This is a genomic window from Streptomyces anandii JCM 4720 (assembly GCF_014650655.1).
In the GTDB taxonomy this organism is placed as follows: Bacteria; Actinomycetota; Actinomycetes; order Streptomycetales; family Streptomycetaceae; genus Streptomyces; species Streptomyces anandii.
Window position 1 is genome coordinate 380159 of the sequence record NZ_BMVJ01000001.1, and the last position, 21786, is coordinate 401944.

Annotated in this window: 18 protein-coding genes; 4 read left to right on the forward strand and 14 right to left on the reverse strand. The window is 73.0% G+C overall.

The window, feature by feature from the left end; all coding sequences use genetic code 11:
• The coding region (glnA, locus tag IE249_RS01725; protein WP_229857211.1) for a type I glutamate--ammonia ligase at window positions 1–992 on the reverse strand (992 nt) is incomplete at its 3' end.
• A gap of 207 nt (window positions 993–1199) precedes the next feature.
• Between glnA and IE249_RS01730 the strand changes: the two genes are divergently transcribed.
• Complete coding sequence (locus IE249_RS01730) at window positions 1200–1667, forward strand: RDD family protein (protein ID WP_189702951.1); 468 nt, start codon at window positions 1200–1202, stop codon at window positions 1665–1667.
• Window positions 1668–1777: 110 nt separating this feature from the next.
• On the opposite strand, the gene IE249_RS01735 is transcribed toward IE249_RS01730, so the two are convergent.
• The 4 genes from IE249_RS01735 to lipB all read right to left on the reverse strand — a co-directional run bounded on the left by IE249_RS01735 (window position 1778) and on the right by lipB (window position 4935).
• The gene (locus IE249_RS01735) at window positions 1778–2479 is read right to left on the reverse strand and encodes a DUF4191 domain-containing protein (RefSeq protein WP_189702952.1); all 702 of its coding nucleotides are present in this window, start codon (window positions 2477–2479) and stop codon (window positions 1778–1780) included.
• Between the two features lie 72 nt (window positions 2480–2551).
• Window positions 2552–2752, reverse strand: coding sequence for an SCO2195 family GlnR-regulated protein (locus IE249_RS01740; protein ID WP_189702953.1), 201 nt, complete (start codon window positions 2750–2752; stop codon window positions 2552–2554).
• 268 nt (window positions 2753–3020) lie between these two features.
• Entirely contained in the window at window positions 3021–3986 is a 966-nt protein-coding gene (lipA, locus tag IE249_RS01745; RefSeq protein WP_189702954.1) for a lipoyl synthase, read from the reverse strand.
• A 130-nt stretch (window positions 3987–4116) separates the two neighbouring features.
• Entirely contained in the window at window positions 4117–4935 is an 819-nt protein-coding gene (gene lipB / locus IE249_RS01750) for a lipoyl(octanoyl) transferase LipB (protein ID WP_189702955.1), read from the reverse strand.
• 244 nt (window positions 4936–5179) lie between these two features.
• Between lipB and IE249_RS01755 the strand changes: the two genes are divergently transcribed.
• On the forward strand, window positions 5180–6820 hold the full coding sequence (locus tag IE249_RS01755) for an NsdA family TPR-like regulatory protein (protein ID WP_189702956.1): 1641 nt from the start codon (window positions 5180–5182) through the stop codon (window positions 6818–6820).
• A 77-nt stretch (window positions 6821–6897) separates the two neighbouring features.
• Here IE249_RS01755 and IE249_RS01760 read toward each other — a convergent pair whose 3' ends face one another.
• Window positions 6898–8316 carry an NAD(P)/FAD-dependent oxidoreductase gene (locus IE249_RS01760; RefSeq protein ID WP_189702957.1) on the reverse strand — a complete coding sequence of 473 codons (1419 nt, stop codon included), beginning with the start codon at window positions 8314–8316 and terminating at the stop codon, window positions 6898–6900.
• 226 nt (window positions 8317–8542) lie between these two features.
• Window positions 8543–9439 carry a TIGR01777 family oxidoreductase gene (locus IE249_RS01765; protein WP_189702958.1) on the reverse strand — a complete coding sequence of 299 codons (897 nt, stop codon included), beginning with the start codon at window positions 9437–9439 and terminating at the stop codon, window positions 8543–8545.
• 72 nt (window positions 9440–9511) lie between these two features.
• On the opposite strand from IE249_RS01765, the gene IE249_RS01770 reads away from it, so the two are divergent.
• On the forward strand, window positions 9512–10006 hold the full coding sequence (locus tag IE249_RS01770; protein WP_189702959.1) for a GNAT family N-acetyltransferase: 495 nt from the start codon (window positions 9512–9514) through the stop codon (window positions 10004–10006).
• Here the strand turns inward: IE249_RS01770 and IE249_RS01775 are convergent.
• Entirely contained in the window at window positions 9996–11180 is a 1185-nt protein-coding gene (locus IE249_RS01775) for a MarP family serine protease (RefSeq protein WP_189702960.1), read from the reverse strand. The two genes, IE249_RS01770 and IE249_RS01775, sit on opposite strands and share 11 nt — an antisense overlap.
• A gap of 188 nt (window positions 11181–11368) precedes the next feature.
• Between IE249_RS01775 and IE249_RS01780 the strand changes: the two genes are divergently transcribed.
• Window positions 11369–12199: a peptidoglycan recognition protein family protein gene (locus IE249_RS01780; RefSeq protein ID WP_229857213.1), complete on the forward strand. Its 831-nt coding sequence runs from the start codon at window positions 11369–11371 to the stop codon at window positions 12197–12199.
• A gap of 50 nt (window positions 12200–12249) precedes the next feature.
• On the opposite strand, the gene IE249_RS01785 is transcribed toward IE249_RS01780, so the two are convergent.
• The 6 genes from IE249_RS01785 to lpdA all read right to left on the reverse strand — a co-directional run bounded on the left by IE249_RS01785 (window position 12250) and on the right by lpdA (window position 21403).
• Window positions 12250–12768 (reverse strand): DUF4240 domain-containing protein, encoded by a 519-nt coding sequence (locus tag IE249_RS01785; RefSeq protein WP_189703217.1) that lies wholly within the window; start codon window positions 12766–12768, stop codon window positions 12250–12252.
• A 56-nt stretch (window positions 12769–12824) separates the two neighbouring features.
• Window positions 12825–13826: a helix-turn-helix transcriptional regulator gene (locus IE249_RS01790; protein WP_189702962.1), complete on the reverse strand. Its 1002-nt coding sequence runs from the start codon at window positions 13824–13826 to the stop codon at window positions 12825–12827.
• A 79-nt stretch (window positions 13827–13905) separates the two neighbouring features.
• Window positions 13906–16608, reverse strand: a complete 2703-nt coding sequence (gene aceE, locus IE249_RS01795) for a pyruvate dehydrogenase (acetyl-transferring), homodimeric type (RefSeq protein WP_189702963.1) — start codon at window positions 16606–16608, stop codon at window positions 13906–13908.
• Window positions 16609–17258: 650 nt separating this feature from the next.
• Window positions 17259–17882: a GntR family transcriptional regulator gene (locus tag IE249_RS01800; RefSeq protein ID WP_189702964.1), complete on the reverse strand. Its 624-nt coding sequence runs from the start codon at window positions 17880–17882 to the stop codon at window positions 17259–17261.
• A 233-nt stretch (window positions 17883–18115) separates the two neighbouring features.
• Entirely contained in the window at window positions 18116–19951 is a 1836-nt protein-coding gene (sucB, locus tag IE249_RS01805; RefSeq protein ID WP_189702965.1) for a 2-oxoglutarate dehydrogenase, E2 component, dihydrolipoamide succinyltransferase, read from the reverse strand.
• A gap of 63 nt (window positions 19952–20014) precedes the next feature.
• The gene (gene lpdA, locus IE249_RS01810) at window positions 20015–21403 is read right to left on the reverse strand and encodes a dihydrolipoyl dehydrogenase (RefSeq protein WP_189702966.1); all 1389 of its coding nucleotides are present in this window, start codon (window positions 21401–21403) and stop codon (window positions 20015–20017) included.
• Window positions 21404–21786: the final 383 nt, after the last annotated feature.

Sequence of the window (21786 nt, forward strand, 5' to 3'; positions counted from 1 at the left end):
AGGTTGATCGGCGCCTCGAAGCCCGGCACCAGACGGTGGTAGGAGTTCACCGTCGGGTTGGTGAAGGCCAGCAGCGACGGGGCGTGCTTGAGGATGCCGCCGATGTAGTAGCGGGCGGTGTCCGACAGGCCCGCGTAACCGGCCTCGTCGTAGAACAGCGGGTCGCCGTTGCTCCACAGCGACTGGTGCACGTGCATGCCCGAGCCGTTGTCGCCGAAGATCGGCTTCGGCATGAAGGTCGCGGTCTTGCCGTTGCGCCAGGCCACGTTCTTCACGATGTACTTGAACAGCTGGAGGTCGTCGGCGGCGGCCAGCAGCGTGTTGAACTTGTAGTTGATCTCCGCCTGGCCGGCGGTGCCGACCTCGTGGTGCTGGCGCTCGACCTTCAGGCCCTGCTTGTCCAGCTCGAGGGAGATCTCGGCGCGCAGGTCGGCGAAGTGGTCGACCGGGGCCACCGGGAAGTAGCCGCCCTTGTAGCGGACCTTGTAGCCGCGGTTGTTCTCCAGGGCGCCGGTGTTCCAGGCGCCGGCCTCGGAGTCGATGTGGTAGAAGGACTCGTTCGCGCTGGTCGCGAAGCGCACGGAGTCGAAGACGTAGAACTCGGCCTCGGGACCGAAGTACGCGGTGTCCGCGATCCCGGTGGAGGCCAGGTACGCCTCGGCCTTCTTGGCCACGTTGCGCGGGTCACGGGAGTACTGCTCGCCCGTGATCGGGTCGTGGATGAAGAAGTTGATGTTGAGGGTCTTGTCCCGGCGGAACGGGTCCACGCGCGCGGTCGACAGGTCGGCGCGCAGAGCCATGTCGGACTCGTGGATCGCCTGGAAACCGCGGATCGAGGATCCGTCGAAGGCGAGCTCCTCGTCGGGGTCGAACGCCTCAACGGGCACCGTGAAGTGCTGCATGACGCCCGGCAGGTCGCAGAAGCGGACGTCGACGAACTTGACGTCCTCGTCCGCGATGAACTTCTTGGCCTCGTCGGCGTTCTGGAACATCCAGCTCCTCCTACTCCCGACCGTCCCGCCGGGGTGGTAGATCGTTCGTGCGGCCAGTGCGGTGGCACACGCTGTGTCGACCCTAGGGACGGGTGATTTCTCGGGCGTGACCCGTTTGTTTCGCAGAAGTTAACCGGCCCGGGTGCGGTCACGGCTGCGGACACCCCGCCGGACCCCGTTCCTCCAGCCTCGCAGTACCGTGGTCGGGTGGACAACAGGCAAGCAATGGGATCGTGGCTGTCCGGACCGCGCGCGGCCATGGAGGACGCCGGAGCCGACCTCGGCTACCGCGGCGAGCAGCTCGGTCTTCCCGAGGAGGGGCCGGGCTCGATCGCCCGTCCGGGCCGCCGGCTGGGCGCCCTGGCCGTCGACTGGGGCCTGTGCCTCCTGATCGCATACGGCCTGATCACCCACGGCTACGACCAGTCGACCGGCAACTGGGCGCTGCTGATCTTCCTCGTGCTCGGCGTCCTGACCGTCGGCACGATCGGCTCCACGCCCGGCAAGCGCCTGTTCGGCCTGCGCGTGGTCACCCTCGGCACCGGCAGGGTGCAGCCGCTGCGCGCCGCGCTGCGCACGGTCCTGCTGTGCCTGGCGATCCCGGCCCTGGTCTGGGACCGCGACGGCCGCGGCCTGCACGACCGGCTCGCGGGCACGGTCGAGGTCCGCGGCTAGACGCGAGCCCTATGAGCCCCGCGGGCCTCGCGGGACGCGCCAGACGTACGAGGAGGGGGCGCCCGGAGCAAGTTCCGGGCGCCCCCTCCTCGTAGGCGCTGTACGGGGCCTCAGCGGGCCTTGGGGCCGCCCCGCGGCATCCGCATGCCCTTGGGCATCGGGCCCTTCGGCAGCGGCATGTTGCTCATCAGGTCGCCCAGGGCGCGCAGCCGGTCGTTGGTGGCGGTGACCTGGGGGCCGGTCAGCACGCGCGGGAACTTCAGCAGGGTGGTGCGCAGCTTCTTGAGCGGGACCTGGCCCTCGCCGTTGCCGACGATCACGTCGTGCACCGGGACGTCGGCCACGATGCGGTTCATCTTCTTCTTCTCGGCGGCGAGCAGGCTCTTGACCCGGTTCGGGTTGCCCTCGGCGACCAGCACGATGCCGGCCTTGCCGACCGCGCGGTGCACCACGTCCTGGCTGCGGTTCATCGCGACCGCCGGGGTGGTCGTCCAGCCGCGGCTGATGTTGTCCAGCACCGCGGCGGCGGCGCCCGGCTGGCCCTCCATCTGCCCGAAGGCGGCGCGCTCGGCCCGGCGTCCGAAGACGATCGCCGTCGCGAGGAAGCCGAGCAGCAGGCCCAGGATGCCGAGGTAGACCGGGTGGCCGATCAGGAAACCGATGCCGAGAAGGACACCGAAGATGATGATGAAGACGGACGCGAGTACAAGACCGATCTTCGGGTCGGCCTTGCTGGTCATCTTGTAGGTCAGAGCGATCTGCTTCAGTCGCCCGGCATTGGCAGCCTCGGCTGCTGGTTCCTTCCTCGCCATGCCACGAAGTCTACGTGGCCCGGGAAGCGGCCGACGACGGCAGTGTCCGTTCGCCCGCTCAGGAGCGGCCGGTCAGGAACCGGCGGCGGTGAACCGGTCGAGCACGCGCTGGGCCTCGACGCGGTCCTTGGCGCGGCGGCGGTCCTCCAGGACGGAGGTCCACGCGTTGCGGCGGGCGGTGCGCTGACCGCCGCTCATGAGCAGCGACTCGACCGCGCGCAGGGCGTCGGTGAAGGACGGAATGGCGGTGGCGCGAACGGGCGCGGCCTGCATGGTGGAGGTCCCCCCTCATGACGGGCTTCGGGTGTACGTGGCGTGAGTCCAGCGTCACTGTTTGGTGTTACCAGGGCGTGACCGGCCGGTCAAACACCAATGAAGCCTCGATGCCGCAGGCCAAACGGCTGACGCGGTCCTGACGGCCGCCCTCATCTGCGGCGACGCTCAGGACCGCGTCGTATCGGCCATTACTGAGTGGTAGTTTCTTGTGCGCGAATTCACACGCATACCGGCCCGCCTGCGGGGCACGGCGGATGACGGTGCGTCAGACGGCCTGGGAGGCGATGTAGGCGCCGCGCTTCTCGACGGCCATCCGGTACAGCCGCCCGGCGCGGTAGGAGGACCGTACCAGCGGGCCCGACATCACGCCGGAGAAGCCGATCCGCTCGGCCTCCTCCTTCAGCTCGACGAACTCCTGCGGCTTGACCCAGCGCTCCACCGGGTGGTGGCGCACGCTCGGGCGCAGGTACTGCGTGATGGTGACCAGCTCGCAGCCCGCCTCGTGCAGCTGCCCGAGGGCGTCGACGACCTCCTCGCGGGTCTCGCCCATGCCGAGGATGAGGTTGGACTTGGTCACCAGCCCGTAGTCGCGCGCGGCGGTGATGACCTTCAGCGAGCGGTCGTAGCGGAAGCCGGGGCGGATGCGCTTGAAGATCCGCGGGACCGTCTCCACGTTGTGCGCGAAGACCTCGGGGCGGGAGGAGAAGACCTCCTCGAGCTGCTCGGGGACCGCGTTGAAGTCGGGGGCCAGCAGCTCCACCTTGGTGCGGCCGTCCGCGCGCTCGGCGGTCTGCCGGTGGATCTGGCGCACGGTCTCCGCGTACAGCCAGGCGCCGCCGTCCTCCAGGTCGTCGCGGGCGACGCCGGTGATGGTGGCGTAGTTCAGGTCCATGGTGACCACGGACTCGCCCACGCGGCGCGGCTCGTCGCGGTCCAGGGCCTCGGGCCTGCCGGTGTCGATCTGGCAGAAGTCACAGCGCCGGGTGCACTGGTCGCCGCCGATGAGGAAGGTCGCCTCGCGGTCCTCCCAGCACTCGTAGATGTTCGGGCAGCCGGCTTCCTGGCAGACCGTGTGCAGGCCCTCGCTCTTGACGAGGTTCTGCATCTTCGTGTACTCGGGACCCATTTTCGCCCGGGTCTTGATCCACTCGGGCTTGCGCTCGATGGGGGTCTGGCTGTTGCGGACCTCCAGGCGCAGCAACTTGCGTCCGTCGGGTGCGACTGCGGACACGTCGGCTCCCTAGCGTTGATTCTTCGGCGTCCACCAGGGTACGCCCGTTGATTTGGTGGCCGGTCGCAGGTACCGGCCCCTGAAGATCGGCCCGCGAGGTCCTTGGCCCGGGCCCGGACGGCCCTGGACCTCAGGCGCCGGACATGCTCTCCCGCGCGGGTTCCCGTTCGATCACGCGCGGCCTCAGGTCCGCGTTCTCCAGTACGTCCCGCAGGTGCCGCTCGGCGACCGGCAGCACCTCGTCGATGGTCACGTCCCGGCCCAGCTCGCCGGCCAGGGAGGCGACGCCCGCGTCCCGGATCCCGCACGGGATGATCCGGTCGAACCACTTGTTGTCCGGGTTCACGTTCAGCGCGAAGCCGTGCATCGTGACGCCCTTGGCCACGCGGATGCCGATCGCGGCGATCTTGCGGTCCTCGCGGCGCTGGCCGGCGTTGGAGGGGGCGTACTCCGGCCCGTTGAGCCGGGGGTCGAACTCCTCGTCGGTCAGCCGGGGGTCGAAGTCCAGGGACAGTCCGCCGAGCGAGGGCCGCTGCTCGACCGGGTCGCCGAGCACCCACACGCCGCTGCGGCCCTCGACACGGGTGGTCTCCAGGCCGAACTCGGCGCAGGTGCGGATCAGCGCCTCCTCCAGGCGCCGCACGTGCGCGACGACGTCCACCGGGCGGGGCAGCTTCTGGATCGGGTAGCCGACCAGCTGGCCGGGGCCGTGCCAGGTGATCTTGCCGCCGCGGTCGACGTCGATGACCGGGGTGCCGTCGAGGGGGCGCTCGCTGTCCGCCGTGCGCCGGCCCGCCGTGTAGACCGGGGGGTGCTCCAGGAGCAGCACGGTGTCGGGGACCTCGTCCGCGAACCGGGCGGCGTGCACCCGGCGCTGTTCGTCCCAGGCCAGTTGGTAGTCCACGGCCTCGGCACCGAATCCCATGCGGACGAACCGCAACTCACTCACGGCAAGCGCCTCCCTGGAAGGTCGTAAGGCACGAAAGGTGCCCACGCCACTGTACGTCCGGCCGTCGAGCGTCAGCTTAGGGGCCAATCCTCACACGATCGGATGAATGCGGGTCGAAGGGCGCGGTCGGGTGCTCACTCTCCGCTACATTCGCGCCGTTCATGAGGCCATAAGGGCTGCTCACAGGCAATCCGGGCGCCGCGCGGCCGCGTGTGTGCCCGAAAGGCAGGAGACCGCACCGCAGATGACGGAACGACCCGCGCAGCGCACTCCCAACCGCCAGCTCGCCGCGCTCATCGCAGAAGCGGGATTCTCCAACGCAGGTCTGGCCCGTCGCGTCGACCAGCTCGGCCTCGAACACGGACTGGACCTCAGATACGACAAGACCTCGGTCACCCGCTGGCTGCGCGGGCAGCAGCCGCGCGGAACCACACCTGCCCTGATCGCCGAGGTCTTCACCCGGCGCCTCGGCCGCCGGCTGACCGCCCAGGACCTCGGCCTGGACGCCTGCGCACCGGTCTACGCGGGGCTGGAGTTCGCCGCCACCCCCGAGGAGGCCGTGGACATCGTCAGCGGGCTGTGGCGCAAGGACTCCGGCAGCCATGCCGAGCTGCGGAAGATCGCCTTCACACCGGCGGGGCTCGTGGTGCCCAGCCGGGACTGGCTGATCGGCCGCGCGGACGACCGGGTCGCCCACGGCGAGACGGTGGCCGGCCGGGTCCCCGCGCAGGGCCGCCCGGCGGGGGAGGCGCCGACGGGGGCGCCCGCGGCTTCCGGGATGCCCGGGGGTTCGGGGTCGGGGATGCCCGGTGCGACCGGTGCGACCGGTGCGACCGGCGGGACCGGCGGAACCGGCACGGGCGGGGTCTTCGGGGTGCCCGGGCTCTCCGGCGCTTCCGGTGTCTCCGGGGTGCCGGGGATCCTGGGGGTGCCGCGGCAGCGGGGGCAGGCCGAGCGGGGCGGTGCCGAGCGGGAGCCCGGGCAGCGGGTCACCGCCGGGGACATCGCCGCGCTGCGCTCGGTCGCCGAGCTGTTCCGCACCCTGGACGACATGTACGGCGGCGGCCACGCCCGCCAGGCCCTCGTGCGCTACCTGGAGCACGAGTGCGAGCCGATGCTGCGCGGTACCTACGGCGAGCAGAGCGGCCGGCGGCTGTTCGGCGCCGCCGCCGACCTGACCCGGCTCGCGGGCTGGACCTCGTACGACATCGCCGCGCACGGGCTCGCCCAGCGCTACTTCGTGCAGGCCCTGCGGCTCGCCCAGGCCGCCGGCGACCGGCCCTACGGCGCCTATGTGCTGGTCACGATGAGCCGGCAGGCCGTCTACCTGGCGCACGGGCGGGAGGCGGTCCAGCTCGCGCGGGTCGCCCAGCAGGGGCTCGGCACGACCGCGCCGCCCGTGGTCCAGGCGCTGCTGCACGCCGCGGAGGGGCGGGCGCACGCGGTGCTCGGCGAGGTGCGGGCCTGCACCGCCTCCCTGGTGCGCGCCGAGCGCGCCCTGGAGGCGGCACGGCCCGGCGACGAGGTGCCGTTCTGGGCGCGCTTCTTCGACGAGGCCCAGCTCGCCGACGAGTTCGGGCACTGCTACCGGGACCTCCAGCAGTACCGCGCGGCCGCGCAGCACGCCGAGCGCTCTCTGCAACTGCGCGCTCCGGCGTACGCCCGCAGCCGGCTGTTCTGCCGGGTCGTCCTCGCCACCGCACGGCTCGGCCTCGGCGACCTGGACCAGGCGTGCCGCCTGGGCGCGGAGGCCGCGGCCCAGGCCGCCGAGATGCGCTCGGTACGGGCGGTGGAGTACGTGAGGGACTTCGAGCGCCGCCTGGAGCCGTACAGGGACGCACCCCCGGTACGCACCTACCGCGACAAGGTGGCCGCCCTGGGCTGACCCGCACCGCCGCCGACGACCGGCGCCGAGACCCCCCGAGACCCCCGGGTCCCCGGGGCGCCCCGGGGCCTCCCGCGTCAGGCGGCTCGGGGGGTTGCCGGGGAGGGGTCCGCGTGGTGCATCGGGCGGTTGGTGGCGAGGTCCGCGAGGATCGCTGTGGAGGCTCGGTGGGCCGAGTGGAGGGCGCCCTGGACCGTGCTGGTGTCCCGGTGGTCGCCGCACACATACAGGCCCGCCAGCAGCCGTACCGGCCGCCGCAGGTCGTGCGGCGGCCGCATGGCGGGCACCGCCTCGGCGGTGTGGTGCACCGCCAGGGTCTCCCAGCGCGCCGTCGAGGTGCCGTAGAGGCGGGACAGGTGGATGCGTACGGCGGTGTCGACCTCCGCCGGGCACGGGCCGAGGACGGTCGACGAGACCAGCGCCCGGCCGGCCGGCGCGCGGGCCGGGTCGACCCGGCTGACCACCGCCGTGTGCGCGACGGGGCCCCCGCGGTCGGAGTCGAGCAGCAGGTAGCCCCCCGTCGCCGGCGGATCGTCCGTGGTGTGGTGCACCACCGTCACCGGGTGGAAGTCCGGCACCCGCAGCCCGGGCAGCAGCTCGGCTGCGGAGCGCGCGTCGGTGGCGACCAGCACGGCCCGGCAGCGGATCTCGCCGTGCTCCGCCGTGGTCACCGAGGTCGTGGAGACCGCGGTGACCCGCACCCCGGTGTGCACGGTGCCCGGCGGCAGCGCGGCGGCGAGCAGCTCGGGCACGACCTCGGCGCCGCCCTCCGGCAGGCACAGCCGCCCGCTCGCGAAGGTGCGCAGCGCGAGGTCGGCGCAGCGGCTGGACGTGGTGAGGTCCGGGTCGCACAGCAGGGTGGCCAGCAGGGGCCGCAGAAAGCCGTCCACCGTGCGGGCGGGCAGGCCGCGGGCCGCCAGCGCCCGCGCGGCCGGCAGCTCGGGACGGGCCAGCAGGCGCTCGACGGGCGTGGCGGCGAACCGGGTGAGCGCCGAGCCGAGCCGCGCCTGGTCGACGGCGGTGCCCAGCGGTGCGCCGGCCCGGGGCCGTGGCAGCGCGCCGGTCCGGGCGCGTGGCAGCGCGGCGGGACCCAGGGCGCGCGCCCGGACGGCGGGCGCTGCGGACGACCGGGGGGCGCTCGCTAGGGAGCGCACAGCGTGGAGTGCGCTCCTTGCGCTACCTCCGCGCACCGGGGCGCCCGCACGGTGGCGCCGTCCGTCACTGTGCAGCAGGACCCCCGGCGCGAAGGGGTGCAGCACCAGCGCGTCCAGGCCGGGACTGAGCTCCAGTTCGGGATACGACGTGGACAGCAGCTGTCCGATCCGGTCGAGCCGGAACCCGTCGACCTTCTCCGTCGACATGCGGCCGCCCACGTAAGGGGCGGCCTCCAGGACTGCGGTCGTTACTCCTGCGCGGATCAGCCGATGCGCCGCCGAGAGTCCGGCGACTCCGGCTCCCACCACGACGACATCCGCCTGGTACGCGGGCTCAAGCACGTGCCCCTCCTCGAGGTTGCGCGGCCGGTGGGTCAGTGATGCCCTCAACAGGCTTCGGGAATACCCGAGTTCGGGTCGAGGTTAGGGCCGTTACCGGTCACGAACAGTCGCGCATGGACAGGGCACGGTCGCACGGCGGTCGCATGCGATCGCAAGCTGTCGCGGCCGCGGTCGCGGGCCGTCACACGGCACGCGCGCCAGGCGTCGAACGGCCGCGCGCCAGGTGTCACAGGGCCGCGCGCACGGCGTCCTCGATCCCCGGGAACGCGAAGGAGAACCCGGACTCCAGCAGCCGCTTCGGCACCACCCGCGCGCTCCCCAGCACGTCGCCCGCCATCTCCCCGAGCACGGCCCGCAGCACCGGCGCCGGCACCGCGAACGGCGCCGGCCGCCGCAGCACCCGGCCCATCGCCGCGGTGATCTCACGGTTCGTCAGCGGCTCGGGCGCGGTGAGGTTCACCGGCCCCGACAGGCCCTCGGTGTCCAGGAGGTGGCGCAGCGCGGCCACCTCGTCGTGCAGCGCGATGAACGACCAGTACTGCGCCCCGCTTCCCAGCCGTCCGCCGAGGCCCGCCTTGAACAGCGGGAACAGCCGCCCCCACGCCCCGCCCCCGCGGGCCACCACCAGCCCGGTGCGCGCGAACACCGTCCGGATGCCCGCCTCCCGCGCCGGGGCCGCCGCCTCCTCCCACTCCACGCACAGGCGCGGCAGAAAACCGTCCCCGGGCGGCGCGTCCTCGTCGACGGCCCGGCCGCCGGTGTCGCCGTAGAAGCCGATCGCGCTGCCGCTCACGAACACGCGCGGGGGGGTGTCTAGGGAGGCGGCCGCCTCGGCGAGCGCCGCCGTGCCGAGCACCCGGCTGTCCCGGATCTCCCGCTTGTACGCGTCCGTCCAGCGGCGGTCGCCCACGCCGGCGCCCGCCAGGTTCACCACCGCGTCGCACCCGGCGAGCCCCGCCGCGTCCACGTACTGCCCGTCGGGATCCCAGCAGACCTCGTCCTCGCCGCGGGCCGAACGGCGCACCAGGCGCACCACCTCGTGCCCGTCCGCGGCCAGGGACCGCACCAGTGCGCTGCCGATCAGACCGGACGCGCCGGCCACCGCGATTCGCCTGTGTTCCATGCGCCCATCCTGCCCCGCCCGGCACGACAAACCCTTCGGGCGCGGCCCGGTCACCGCCGTACAGTGATCCTCATGCCGGCTCCGCACATACGCCACGCCACGCCCGACGACGAGGACGCCCTCGGCCGCCTCGACCGCGCCACCTGGTCCACGCTGCACGCGGTCGGCCCACGGCCCGCACAGCCGTACGAACCCTTCTTCACGCCCCGCTCGGGACCGGGCGACCACCTGGTCGCCGAACTCGACGGGCGGCTGGTCGGCTACATCCGCCTGGGCTTCCCCACCGAGCTCGCCACCAACGCGCACGTACGGCAGATCCGCGGGCTCGCCGTCGCCGGCGAGGCGCGCGGCCGGGGCGTCGGGCGCGCCCTGCTGCGGGCGGCCGTCGAGGAGGCCCGCCGGCAGGGCGCCCGCCGGATCAGCCTGCGGGTGCTGGGCCACAACACCCCGGCCCGCCGGCTCTACGAGTCCGAGGGGTTCGTGGTGGAGGGCGTCCAGCCGGAGGAGTTCCGGCTGGACGGCGCCTACGTCGACGACGTGCTCATGGGCCGCCGTCTCACGAGGTGACGAGGGACCCCGTGTCCACCGGGGCCGTGGCGTGCGCCGCGCGGTGGGCGTCCGAGGCCACCTCGGCCGCCGTCAGCACGTACCCCGTCTCGTCGTCCGAGGTGGAGCGGGCGAAGACCACGCCGTAGACCCGGCCCTGGGCGGTCAGCAGCGGGCCGCCGGAGTTGCCGGGGCGCACGGTGGAGCGGATCGAGTAGATCTCCCGGGTGACCGTCGCGTCGTTGTAGATGTTCTGCCCGGTCGCCCGGATCCGGTTCGCCACCGTCGCCGCCTGGAGGTTCAGCGAGCCGTCCTGCGGATAGCCCGCGACCACCGCCGAGTCCCCGCGCGCGGCCGTGCCGTCGAACCTCAGGGCGGGCGCGCGCAGCCCCGGCACGTAGAGCACGGCCACGTCGCGGTCCGGGTCGAAGAGGACCACCCGCGCCTCGTACCACCGGCCGACGCCGCCGATGCGGACCGTCGGGTCGTCGATGCCGGCCACCACGTGCGCGTTCGTCATCACGTGCTGCCGGGAGAAGACGAAGCCGCTGCCCTCGCGGCCCTGGCTGCCCGCCGCACCCTCGATCTTGACGGTGCTCAGGCGGGCCGCGCTGGTCGCGCTCGCCGTGACGCTGTCGCCCGAGGGCTTGGCGACTCCCGCCGCCGGCTCGTTCTCGAACGGGTTGAAGACCTGCGGGAAGCCCGCCTCGGTCAGCGCCGAGGTGGCCCGCGAGAACCACGCCGGAGTCGTGTCCGGCATGGCCCGCTGCACGGCCCCCAGCAGCGTCGAGTCGCGTATCGCCGTCGTCACCACCGGGGACGAGGACGCGCCGAGCACGCTCGCGGCCACCCAGGCCACGATCAGCACCGCCGCCGAGTTCGCCAGGGCCCCGCCCACGCCGTCCGCCACCCGCAGCGGCCCGCGGTCCAGCTCACGGCGCAGCCGCAGCGCCAGACGGCCCGCCATCTCGTGCCCCACCACCGCCGGGACCAGCACGGTGAGCACGGCCGTGACCGTCGCCGCCGTCGACCCGCGCGTGACCAGGCCCATGACCCAGGGCAGGATCCACACGCCGACGACCGCGCCGCCGACGAACCCGGCCAGCGAGACACAGCCGGCGACCAGTCCGCGCCGGTAGCCCGACGCGGCGTAGGCGACGATCACCAGCAACAGCAGGAGGTCCAGCAGGTCCACGCACGCCGCCTTTCTCTCGGACCCTCAAGTACGTGGGGGACGGGTCCAGTGATCAGCCACACGCACGTGGGTCCGGGAACCGGCCACGTGTACGTGTACCCACAGAAACGTCCCGGACCAGGACGATGGTTCCACCAGGTGGCACAGCACACATCGCGGACGGGGCGTCAGGGGCCCAGAGTGATCCCATGCGTGCTCTGGGAGAAGCGCGGCGGACCGGGGCACGGCGCCCCGCAGCGCCGCGCCGCGCCGTGGTGGCGCTGCTGTGCTGTCTGCCGGTGGCCTGCGCCGCCGGCGCCCTGCTGCTGTACGGATACGGCACCGACCGTACCGTCACCGTCTCCGCGCCCGCCTGGGCGCCCGCGCGGGTGACCGGCGCCCGCCCGGCCGGCGCCGCCGTCCACGGCGCGCCCCGGCCGCGGATCGTGCCCCGCACCGCCTGGCTGGACTCCGGCGCACGGCACGCGCAGCCGCCGCCGCGCTACGACGACAAGGTCGTCGCCGTCTTCCTCCACCACACCGACTCGCCCAACGGCTACTCCTGCGCCGACACCCCGCGCATCATCCGCCACCTCTACGCCGGCCAGACCGGAGCCCGCCGCTGGGACGACATCGGCTACAACTTCCTCGTCGACCGCTGCGGCACCATCTACGAGGGCCGGGCCGGCGGCGTGGACCGCGCCGTCACCGGCGCCCACACCCAGGGCTTCAACCACCGCACGGCGGGCATCGCGGCCATCGGCACGTTCCCCGCCGGGGCCGACGTGCCGCGCGCCATGACCGACGCGATCGCCGCGCTGGCCGCCTGGAAGCTGGGCCTGGCGGGCGTCGACCCGCGCGGGAGCGTCCCGCTGATGTCGAGCAACGCGCACAGCCGCTACCAGGCGGGCACCACCGCCCTGCTCCCCACCCTGGCCGGGCACACCGACGGCTACATGACCAACTGCCCCGGCGCCGCCCTCACCCTGCGCCTGCCCGCCATCCGGGAGGCCGCGGCACGACTCCAGGGCAGGCACTGAACGGTACCGCCCGAACCGCACCGCTCGCACGGCACCGCCCGTCGCGGGCGCTACTCCCGGAACCGCTCCCACAGCCGGGGATAGCGCTCGGCGAGCTGCCGGTCGTTCTCCAAGTCCAGCGGTGTGCCCTCCGGCTCCGCCGGGGCGGGCGGAATGCCGAGGTCGGGGGCGACGGTGCCGGTGAGCTGCTCGTAGGCCTCGTCGGCCGCGTACCCGAGCTCCTCGCCGTCGCCGTCGATCTCCTCGTCGAAGTCCACCAGCAGATCGGCCAGCGAGTCCGGGTCGTGCAGGGCCCCCTCGAACACCTCCCGGCCCTGGCCGATCAGCCAGCAGCGGAAGAAGTCGAAAGCGTCGTCGCTCGCCCCGTCGAGCAGCACCCACGCGGCGCCCCACAGGTCCCAGCGGTAGGCGCGGTTGTACCGGGACTCGAAGTGACGGGCGAAGTCCAGGACCAGCTCGGGATCGCAGTCGAGCAGCCGTTCGACGAGCAGGTCGGCCTGTTCCTCCGCATCACCCTCGGCGCCCTCCCGGCTGCCGTCGATCAGCTCCCAGAACTCCGTCTCGTCCATCACGGGTCAAGCATCGGCCCTCACCCCAGGGGGCGCACGCGGAGTACGGCGGATCGTTACGCATGCCTTGCACGCCCCGCGTACAGCGCCGCGAGCCGGGCCGCGTCCGCGGCGAGCCGGGCCCGCAGCGCCGCCGGCGCCAGCACCTCCGCCTCCGGGCCGAGCGAGGTGAGCTGCGCGTGGGCCACCTCCTCGGACTCCACCGGGACCGTCACCGTCACCCAGCCCTCCGCGTCCGGGGCGCCCGCCACCGCCAGCGCCTCCCGCGCGGCCGCCGGATCCACCGCGTACGGCAGCCGGCGCGCGCCCTGCACGGACAGCCGCACCACCACCTCCGCCCGCAGGATCGACCGGGCGAACTGCTCCGCCCGCTCCTCCCAGAAGGCCGGCAGATCGAAGTCCGGGTCCCGCTCGAAACGCCCCCCACCGCCCCCGTCCGACGGCTCCACGGCAGTGAACCGGTCGATGCGGTACACCCGGAAGGCCCCCTGCCCCGTCACCCGGGCGCACAGGTACCAGACACCCGCCTTGAGCACGAGCCCGTACGGCTCCAGCTCCCGCGGGACCTCCTCCTCGCCGCGCCGGTAGCGCGCGGTGATCCGCCGGTCGTCCCACACCGCGTCCGCCACCGCCGGCAGCAGCCCCGGAGTCTCCGGCCGCGTGAACCAGCCCGGCGCGTCCAGGTGGAAGCGCTGCGCCGCCGTACGCGAGGCGTCCCGCAGGGACGGCAGCAGAGCGGCCGACACCTTCAGACGCGCGGCCGACGCCGCGTCCTGCAGACCCATCTCCCGCAGCGCGCCCGGCACCCCGCTCAGGAACAGCGCCTCCGCCTCCCCGCGCGCCAGCCCAGTCAGCCGGGTGCGGTAACCGCCCACCAGCCGGTATCCGCCACCGCGCCCCCGGTCCGCGTACACCGGCACACCCGCCTCCGACAGGGCCTGCGCGTCCCGCGTCACCGTGCGCTCCGAGACCTCCAGCTCCCGGGCCAGCTCGGCGGCCGTCATGGCCGGACGGGACTGGAGCAGCAGCACCATCTTGATGAGGCGGGCGGCACGCATGCGCCCATCATGCCCGGCGCCACCGACAGCGAAGGGGCGCGGCGACCGCCGCACCCCTTCACCACAACCCCTGCTGCCGCTACAGGCCGTACCTCTCCCGGGCCTCCTTGACCGCCGAGGCCTTCACCTCGCCGCGCCGGGCCAGCTGCGCCAGCGCCGCGACGACGATCGACTCCGCGTCCACACCGAAGTGGCGGCGGGCCGCGTCACGCGTGTCCGACAGACCGAAGCCGTCGGCGCCGAGCGACGACCAGTCCTGCTCCACCCACTGCGCGATCTGGTCCGGGACCTGCCGCATGTAGTCGGAGACCGCGAGCACCGGGCCCTCGGCGCCCTGCAGCGCCCTGCGCACGAACGGCACCCGGTCCTCGCCGCGCAGCAGCGCCGCGTCGGCCTCCATCGCGTCCCGGCGCAGCTCGCCCCAGGAGGTCGCGGACCACACGTCGGCGGCCACGCCCCACTCCTCGGCGAGCATCCGCTGTGCCTTCAGCGCCCAGTGGATCGCCGTGCCGGAGCCCAGCAGTTGCAGGCGCGGAGCGTTCGCCGGGGCCGAAAGGCCCGCCGACTCCGCCGTGTTGAAGCGGTACAGGCCCTTGACGATGCCCTCGTCCACACCCGCCGCGGACGGCTTCGCCGGCTGCGGCAGCGGCTCGTTGTAGACGGTCAGGTAGTAGAAGACGTTCTGGTCCTCGCCCGGCGCCGCCTCGCCGTACATGCGGCGCAGGCCCTCCTTGACGATGACCGCGATCTCGTACGCGAACGCCGGGTCGTACGTCAGCGCCGCCGGGTTGGTCGCGGCGATCATCGGCGAGTGGCCGTCGGCGTGCTGCAGGCCCTCGCCCGTCAGCGTGGTGCGGCCGGCCGTGGCGCCCACCACGAAACCGCGGCCGAGCTGGTCGCCGAGCTGCCAGAACTGGTCGCCGGTGCGCTGCCAGCCGAACATCGAGTAGAAGATGTAGAACGGGATCATCGCCTCGCCGTGCGTCGCGTACGCGGTCGACGCGGCGATGAAGTCGGCCATCGAACCGGCCTCGGTGATCCCCTCGTTGAGGATCTGGCCGTTCTTCGCCTCCTTGTAGTACATCAGCTGGTCGCGGTCGACCGGCTCGTACGTCTGGCCCTTGGGCGAGTAGATGCCGAGCGAGGGGAACAGCGACTCCATGCCGAAGGTGCGCGCCTCGTCCGGGACGATCGGCACCCAGCGCCTGCCGGTCTCCTTGTCGCGGACCAGGTCCTTGACGAGGCGGACGAAGGCCATCGTCGTCGCCACGTTCTGCGAGCCGGAGCCCTTGTCGAAGGCGGTGAACGCCTTGTCGGCGGGCGCGGGCAGCGGAGCCACCGGGTGCACACGGCGGGCCGGGGCCGGGCCGCCGAGGGCCGCGCGGCGCTCCTGGAGGTAGCGCACCTCGGGGGAGTCGGCGCCGGGGTGGCCGTAGGGGACCTGGCCGTCGGTGAAGTCGCTGTCCTTGATGGGCAGTTCGAGGCGGTCGCGCATCGCCTTGAACTCGTCCACCGTCAGCTTCTTCATCTGGTGGTTGGCGTTCTTCGAGGCGAAGCCCTCACCGAGGGTGTGGCCCTTGACCGTCTGGGCCAGGATCACCGTGGGGGCGCCCCTGTGCTCCAGGGCGGCCTTGTACGCGGCGTACACCTTGCGGGGCTCGTGGCCGCCGCGGGAGAAGTGGAAGCACTCCAGGATCTTGTCGTCGCTCAGCAGCTTCGCCATCTCGGCGAGCGCCGGGTCCTTGCCGAAGAAGTCCTCGCGGATGTAGGCGGCGTCGCGCGTCTGGTACGTCTGCACCTGCGCGTCCGGGACCTCGCGCAGCCGGCGGACCAGCGCGCCCGTGGTGTCGAGCTGCAACAGCTCGTCCCAGGCCGAGCCCCACAGCGTCTTGACCACGTGCCAGCCGGCGCCGCGGAACTGGGCCTCCAGCTCCTGCACGATCTTGAAGTTGGCGCGGACCGGGCCGTCCAGGCGCTGCAGGTTGCAGTTGATGACGAAGGTGAGGTTGTCCAGCTCCTCGCGGGCGGCGAGCGCCAGGGCGGCCGTGGACTCCGGCTCGTCCATCTCGCCGTCGCCGAGGAAGGCCCACACGTGCGAGGACGAGACGTCCTTGATGCCGCGGCTGGTCAGGTAGCGGTTGAAGCGCGCCTGGTAGATCGCGGAGAGCGGGCCGAGGCCCATGGAGACGGTGGGGAACTCCCACAGCCAGGGCAGGCGGCGCGGGTGCGGGTACGACGGCAGGCCGTTGCCGCCGGCCTCCTGGCGGAAGTTGTCGAGCTGCTGCTCGGTCAGACGGCCGTCGAGGAAGGCGCGGGCGTAGATGCCGGGGGAGGCGTGGCCCTGGATGTAGAGCTGGTCGCCGGAGCCGTCGCCCTCCTTGCCGTGGAAGAAGTGGTTGAAGCCGGTCTCGTAGAGCCAGGCGGCGGAGGCGAACGTGGCGATGTGGCCGCCGACGCCGCGCTTGGCGCCGCGGGTGACCATCGCGGCCGCGTTCCACCGGTTCCAGGCGGTGATACGGGCCTCCATGGCCTCGTCACCGGGGATGGCGGGCTCGGCGGCCGTGGGGATGGAGTTGACGTAGTCCGTCTCGAGCAGCCTGGGCAGGGCGACCCCGGTGCCCTCCGCGCGCTCCAGCGTGCGGCGCATCAGGTAGGCCGCCCGGTGCGGGCCCGCCGCCTTCGCGACGGCGTCCAGGGAGGCCTGCCACTCGGCGGTCTCCTCGGGGTCGCGGTCCGGGAGCTGGTCGAGCTCGCTCGGCCGGATGGCGTGGGGGTCGGTCATGTCGCCGCCTTCCTCAGTCGAAGGGGGTTCCCTCATCGGTAAGGGTTCGGGGGTGCCCTTGGTCTTTGGCAGGACAGGGCTGGGGCTTCGGTGGAAGCCCGTCGGCGACAATAACTCCCTGATCGATGATCGATCAAAGGGTTGAGGGGCAAAACCTCTTGATTACGAGAAAGTCGGCACCCGGTGCCGTGGGGGCAGGCACGGGGTGCCGTCGTTTTCGAACGGTTTCCGCAGGTGAGCAAGGTATCGCTCGACTGAACTCCCGGCGCTCCGCCCCGGCCCCTGAGGGGGGTTTCGCCCCGCCTTTGCCCACCGGGCCCACCCGTCTCGGTGGGTCGGGAGGTCCCGCACTTCGGGGCTTCGCCCCGGGTCCCGAGTGGGGGCTGGGTTCGGGTGGCTGCTGCGGCGTCTCGCTCAGGGGTCGGCCCAGGGCCACTGAGTCGGGGGTGCAGGGGGCGCAGCCCCCGCGGGGTCCGGGGCGAAGCCCCGGAGCGGGGGGGCCTTTCCACCGATCGAGTCGGGTGGGCCGGGTGGGCAAGGACCGGCGGCGGAGCCCCCGTCGGGGTCCGGGGCGGAGCCCCGGGGCGCGGGGCCTCTCGACCCGCCGAGACCGGCTGGGCAGGTGGCCCGGGTTCGGGGGGAGCGCCGGGTCAGGGGCGGGGGGCGCAGCCCAGGACGTGGGACTTGACCAGGTCCGCGATGCGCGGGTCACGACGCCGGAACGCCTGCACCAGCTCCTCGTGCTCCTCGGCGTACGACTGCTGAACCGTCCCCAGCCAGCGGATCGACAGCGCGGTGAAGACCTCGATCCCCAGCCCTTCCCAGGTGTGCAGCAGCACCGAGTTGCCGGCCGCCCGGACCAGTTCACGGTGGAAGCCCACCGTGTGCCGCACCTGCCCCGTCCCGTCCGACGCCCGGTCGGCCTCGTACAGCGCCGCGACATGCGGCTCCAGCGCCGAGCAGTCCTCGGCCAGCCGCTCCGCCGCCAGCTCCGCCGCGATGGCCTCCAGCCCCGCCCGCACCGGGTAGCTCTCCTCCAGGTCGGCGGCGGTCAGATTCCGTACCCGTACGCCCTTGTTCGGCGCGGACTCGATCAGCCGCAGCGACTCCAGCTCCCGCAGAGCCTCCCGTACCGGGGTCTGGCTGACCTCCAGCTCGGTGGCGATCCGCCGCTCCACGATGCGCTCGCCCGGCTTCCAGCGCCCGCTGACGATCCCCTCCACGATGTGCTCGCGGATCTGCTCGCGCAGCGAGTGGACGACGGGCGCGGTCATGGCGGGCTCCTTAGGGAGGGGCCCCACTGGCCCCCGGGGGCGTTCGACGCTTAGACAATACGGCGGGTTCGCCCCGCCGGAAGGGCGCGCGGGGGTGCTTTCACGCAGGTGAGACGAGACTTACACGTCCGCAGGGTGAGATGCGGCGAACGCGGCGCCCCCGCCCGGAGAGCTCCGGACGGGGGCGCCGTACAGCCGTGGTCCCTGCGGACCGAGCGGATCCTGTGGTCGGGTCAGAGGCCGAGCTCGACCTCGAAGGCGCCGGCCTCCAGGATCGCCTTGACCGCCGTCAGGTAGCGGGCGGCGTCGGCGCCGTCCACCAGACGGTGGTCGTAGGAGAGGGTCAGGTACGTCATGTCGCGGACGCCGATGACCGTGCCCTCCTCGGTCTCGATGACGGCCGGGCGCTTGACGGTGGCGCCGATGCCGAGGATCGCGACCTGGCCCGGCGGCACGATGATCGTGTCGAACAGCGCGCCGCGCGAACCGGTGTTGGAGATGGTGAAGGTCCCGCCGGACAGCTCGTCCGGCGTGATCTTGTTGCCGCGGACCTTGCCCGCCAGCTCGGCCGTGGCCTTGGCGATGCCGGCGATGTTGAGGTCACCGGCGTTCTTGATGACCGGGGTCATCAGGCCCTTCTCGGAGTCCACCGCGATACCGATGTGCTCGGTGTCGAAGTAGGTGATGGTCCCCTCGGCCTCGTTGATCCGGGCGTTGATGACCGGGTGGGCCTTCAGCGCCTGGGCGGCGGCCTTGACGAAGAACGGCATCGGGGAGAGCTTGACGCCCTCGCGCGCGGCGAAGGAGTCCTTCGCCCGGGCGCGCAGCCGCATCAGGCGGGTCACGTCGACCTCGACCACGGAGGACAGCTGGGCCTGCTCGTGCAGGGCCTTGACCATGTTGTCGCCGATGACCTTGCGGATCCGCGGCATCTTCACGGTCTGGCCGCGCAGCGGGGAGACCTCCAGGACCGGCGCCTTGCGGGCGGCGGCGGCCGGGGCGGCCGCGGGAGCCGGGGCGGCGGCCTTGGCGGCCTCGGCGGCGGCCAGGACGTCCTGCTTGCGGATGCGGCCGCCGACGCCGGTGCCCTTGACGGTGGAGAGGTCGACGCCGTTCTCGGCGGCGAGCTTGCGCACCAGCGGGGTGACGTAGGCGCCCTCGTCGGTCGCCTGGGCGGCCGGAGCCGGGGCGGCCGGAGCGGCGGCAGGGGCGGGCGCCGGAGCGGCGGGGGCCGGCGCGGGGGCCGGGGTGACCTGCTGCTGCGGGGCCGGAGCAGCCGGAGCCTGCGGGGCCGGGGCCGGGGCCGGGGCCGGGGCCGGGGCGGCGGGCGCGGGAGCCGGAGCGGGGGCCGCCGGAGCCGCGGGGGCGGCCGGAGCGGGGGCCGGAGCCGGGGCGGCGGGGGCCGGGGCGGCCGCGGGAGCGGCACCCGGGGCGCCGATGACGGCGAGCTTGGCGCCGACCTCGGCGGTCTCGTCCTCGCCGACCACGATCTCGAGCAGCACACCGGAGGTGGGCGCCGGGATCTCGGTGTCGACCTTGTCGGTCGAGACCTCGAGCAGCGGCTCGTCGGCCTCGACGGAGTCGCCGACCGACTTCAGCCAGCGGGTGACGGTGCCCTCGGTGACGGACTCGCCGAGCGCGGGCAGGACCACGTCCGTGCCCTCGGCGGAGGACCCGCCGGCGGTGGCCTGGGCGGTCGGCGCCGGGGCGGGGGCGGCCTGCTCGGTGGAGGGGGCGGCCGGGGCCTGCGCGGCCGGGGCGGCCGTGGGCGTGGGGGCGGGGGCCGGGGCGGCCTCGGCGGCCGGGGCCGGAGCGGCCGCGGCGGCGCCGGAGCCGTCGTCGATGACGGCCAGCTCGGCGCCGACCTCGACGGTCTCGTCCTCGGCGACCTTGATGGAGGCCAGCACACCGGCGGCGGGCGAGGGGATCTCGGTGTCGACCTTGTCGGTCGAGACCTCGAGCAGCGGCTCGTCGGCCTCGACGCGCTCGCCCTCGGCCTTCAGCCAGCGGGTGACAGTGCCCTCGGTGACGCTCTCGCCGAGCGCCGGAAGGGTTACGGAAACCGCCATGGTTTCGGTTGCTCCTAACGAATTACGGAAGTCTGTGGTCGTCGCGCCCGATGACTGAGGGCGTCAGTCGTGGGAGTGCAGGGGCTTGCCGGCCAGCGCCAGGTGGGCCTCGCCGAGCGCCTCGTTCTGCGTCGGGTGGGCGTGGATGAGCTGGGCCACCTCGGCCGGCAGCGCCTCCCAGTTGTAGATCAGCTGAGCCTCGCCGACCTGCTCGCCCATGCGGTCGCCGACCATGTGGACGCCGACCACGGCGCCGTCCTTGACCTGGACGAGCTTGATCTCGCCCGCGGTCTTCAGGATCTTGCTCTTGCCGTTGCCCGCCAGGTTGTACTTCAGAGCGACGACCTTGTCCGCACCGTAGATCTCCTTGGCCTTGGCCTCGGTGATGCCGACGGAGGCGACCTCCGGGTGGCAGTACGTCACCCGCGGGACGCCGTCGTAGTCGACCGGAACGGTCTTCAGACCGGCCAGACGCTCCGCCACCAGGATGCCCTCGGCGAAGCCGACGTGCGCGAGCTGGAGCGTGGGAACCAGGTCGCCGACGGCGGAGATGGTCGGGACGTTGGTGCGCATGTACTCGTCGACGAGGACGTAGCCGCGGTCCATGGCGACCCCGGCCTCCTCGTAGCCCAGGCCCTGGGAGACCGGGCCGCGGCCGACCGCGACGAGCAGGACCTCCGCCTCGAACTCCTTGCCGTCGGCGAGGGTGACCTTGACCCCGTTCTGGGTGTACTCGGCCTTCTGGAAGAAGGTGCCCAGGTTGAACTTGATGCCGCGCTTGCGGAAGGCGCGCTCCAGCAGCTTGGAGCTGTTCTCGTCCTCGACCGGGACGAGGTGCTTGAGGCCCTCGATGATCGTGACGTCGGAGCCGAAGGACTTCCACGCGGAGGCGAACTCCACGCCGATCACGCCGCCGCCCAGGATGATCGCGGACTGCGGCACGCGGTCCAGCACGAGGGCGTGGTCGGAGGAGATGATGCGGTTGCCGTCGATCTCCAGACCCGGCAGGGACTTCGGCACGGAGCCGGTCGCCAGGAGGACGTGGCGGCCCTGGATCCGCTGCCCGTTGACGTCGACGGAGGTGGGGGAGGACAGCCGGCCCTCGCCCTCGATGTAGGTCACCTTGCGGGAGGCGATGAGCCCCTGCAGGCCCTTGTAGAGGCCCGAGATCACGTCGTCCTTGTACTTGTGGACGGCCGGGACGTCGATGCCCTCGAAGGTGGCCTTGACGCCGAACTGCTCGCTCTCGCGGGCCTGGTCGGCGATCTCGCCCGCGTGCAGCAGGGCCTTGGTGGGGATGCAACCCCGGTGCAGGCAGGTACCGCCGACCTTGTCCTTCTCGATCAGGGCGACGTCCAGGCCCAGCTGCGCCCCGCGCAGGGCCGCGGCGTAACCACCGCTACCACCGCCGAGGATCACTAGGTCGAAAACGGTGCTGGCGTCGTTCGCCACGTCACGTCCTCCATGCATGTGCGCCTAGGCCGGTCGTCGGTGACCGGCGGGCGGCTGGTGTCCGGCCGCTTGTGCTTCGGCCCTTGAGGGGGCCCTGTCCTGCCGACGCCCATCTTCGCACTTGTCGGGGACGAACGAGACGCGGGGCCGCGGTGTGAGGCACGACACCCGCACCGTGTGAGGGGACGCGACGGCCCCGGGTGCGCAAGGCGCCCGGGGCCGTCACGGCGCCGGAAGGGAACCTCAGCCCAGGTCACCCGAGGCCGTGAGCTCCGCGAGCCGCACCAGCGTGCGCACCGCCGAGCCCGTACCGCCCTTGGGCGTGTAGCCGAACGGACCGCCCTCGTTGAAGGCCGGGCCCGCGATGTCCAGGTGCGCCCAGG

Coding starts and splice junctions, on each gene's coding strand:
- IE249_RS01735 (WP_189702952.1), bottom strand. CDS start 2,479: ATGGCGAGGAAGGAACCAGCAGCCGAGGCTGCCAATGCCGGGCGACTG.
- IE249_RS01740 (WP_189702953.1), bottom strand. CDS start 2,752: ATGCAGGCCGCGCCCGTTCGCGCCACCGCCATTCCGTCCTTCACCGAC.
- IE249_RS01755 (WP_189702956.1), top strand. CDS start 5,180: ATGACGGAACGACCCGCGCAGCGCACTCCCAACCGCCAGCTCGCCGCG.
- IE249_RS01765 (WP_189702958.1), bottom strand. CDS start 9,439: ATGGAACACAGGCGAATCGCGGTGGCCGGCGCGTCCGGTCTGATCGGC.
- IE249_RS01770 (WP_189702959.1), top strand. CDS start 9,512: ATGCCGGCTCCGCACATACGCCACGCCACGCCCGACGACGAGGACGCC.
- IE249_RS01780 (WP_229857213.1), top strand. CDS start 11,369: ATGCGTGCTCTGGGAGAAGCGCGGCGGACCGGGGCACGGCGCCCCGCA.
- IE249_RS01785 (WP_189703217.1), bottom strand. CDS start 12,768: ATGGACGAGACGGAGTTCTGGGAGCTGATCGACGGCAGCCGGGAGGGC.
- IE249_RS01790 (WP_189702962.1), bottom strand. CDS start 13,826: ATGCGTGCCGCCCGCCTCATCAAGATGGTGCTGCTGCTCCAGTCCCGT.
- aceE (WP_189702963.1), bottom strand. CDS start 16,608: ATGACCGACCCCCACGCCATCCGGCCGAGCGAGCTCGACCAGCTCCCG.
- IE249_RS01800 (WP_189702964.1), bottom strand. CDS start 17,882: ATGACCGCGCCCGTCGTCCACTCGCTGCGCGAGCAGATCCGCGAGCAC.
- sucB (WP_189702965.1), bottom strand. CDS start 19,951: ATGGCGGTTTCCGTAACCCTTCCGGCGCTCGGCGAGAGCGTCACCGAG.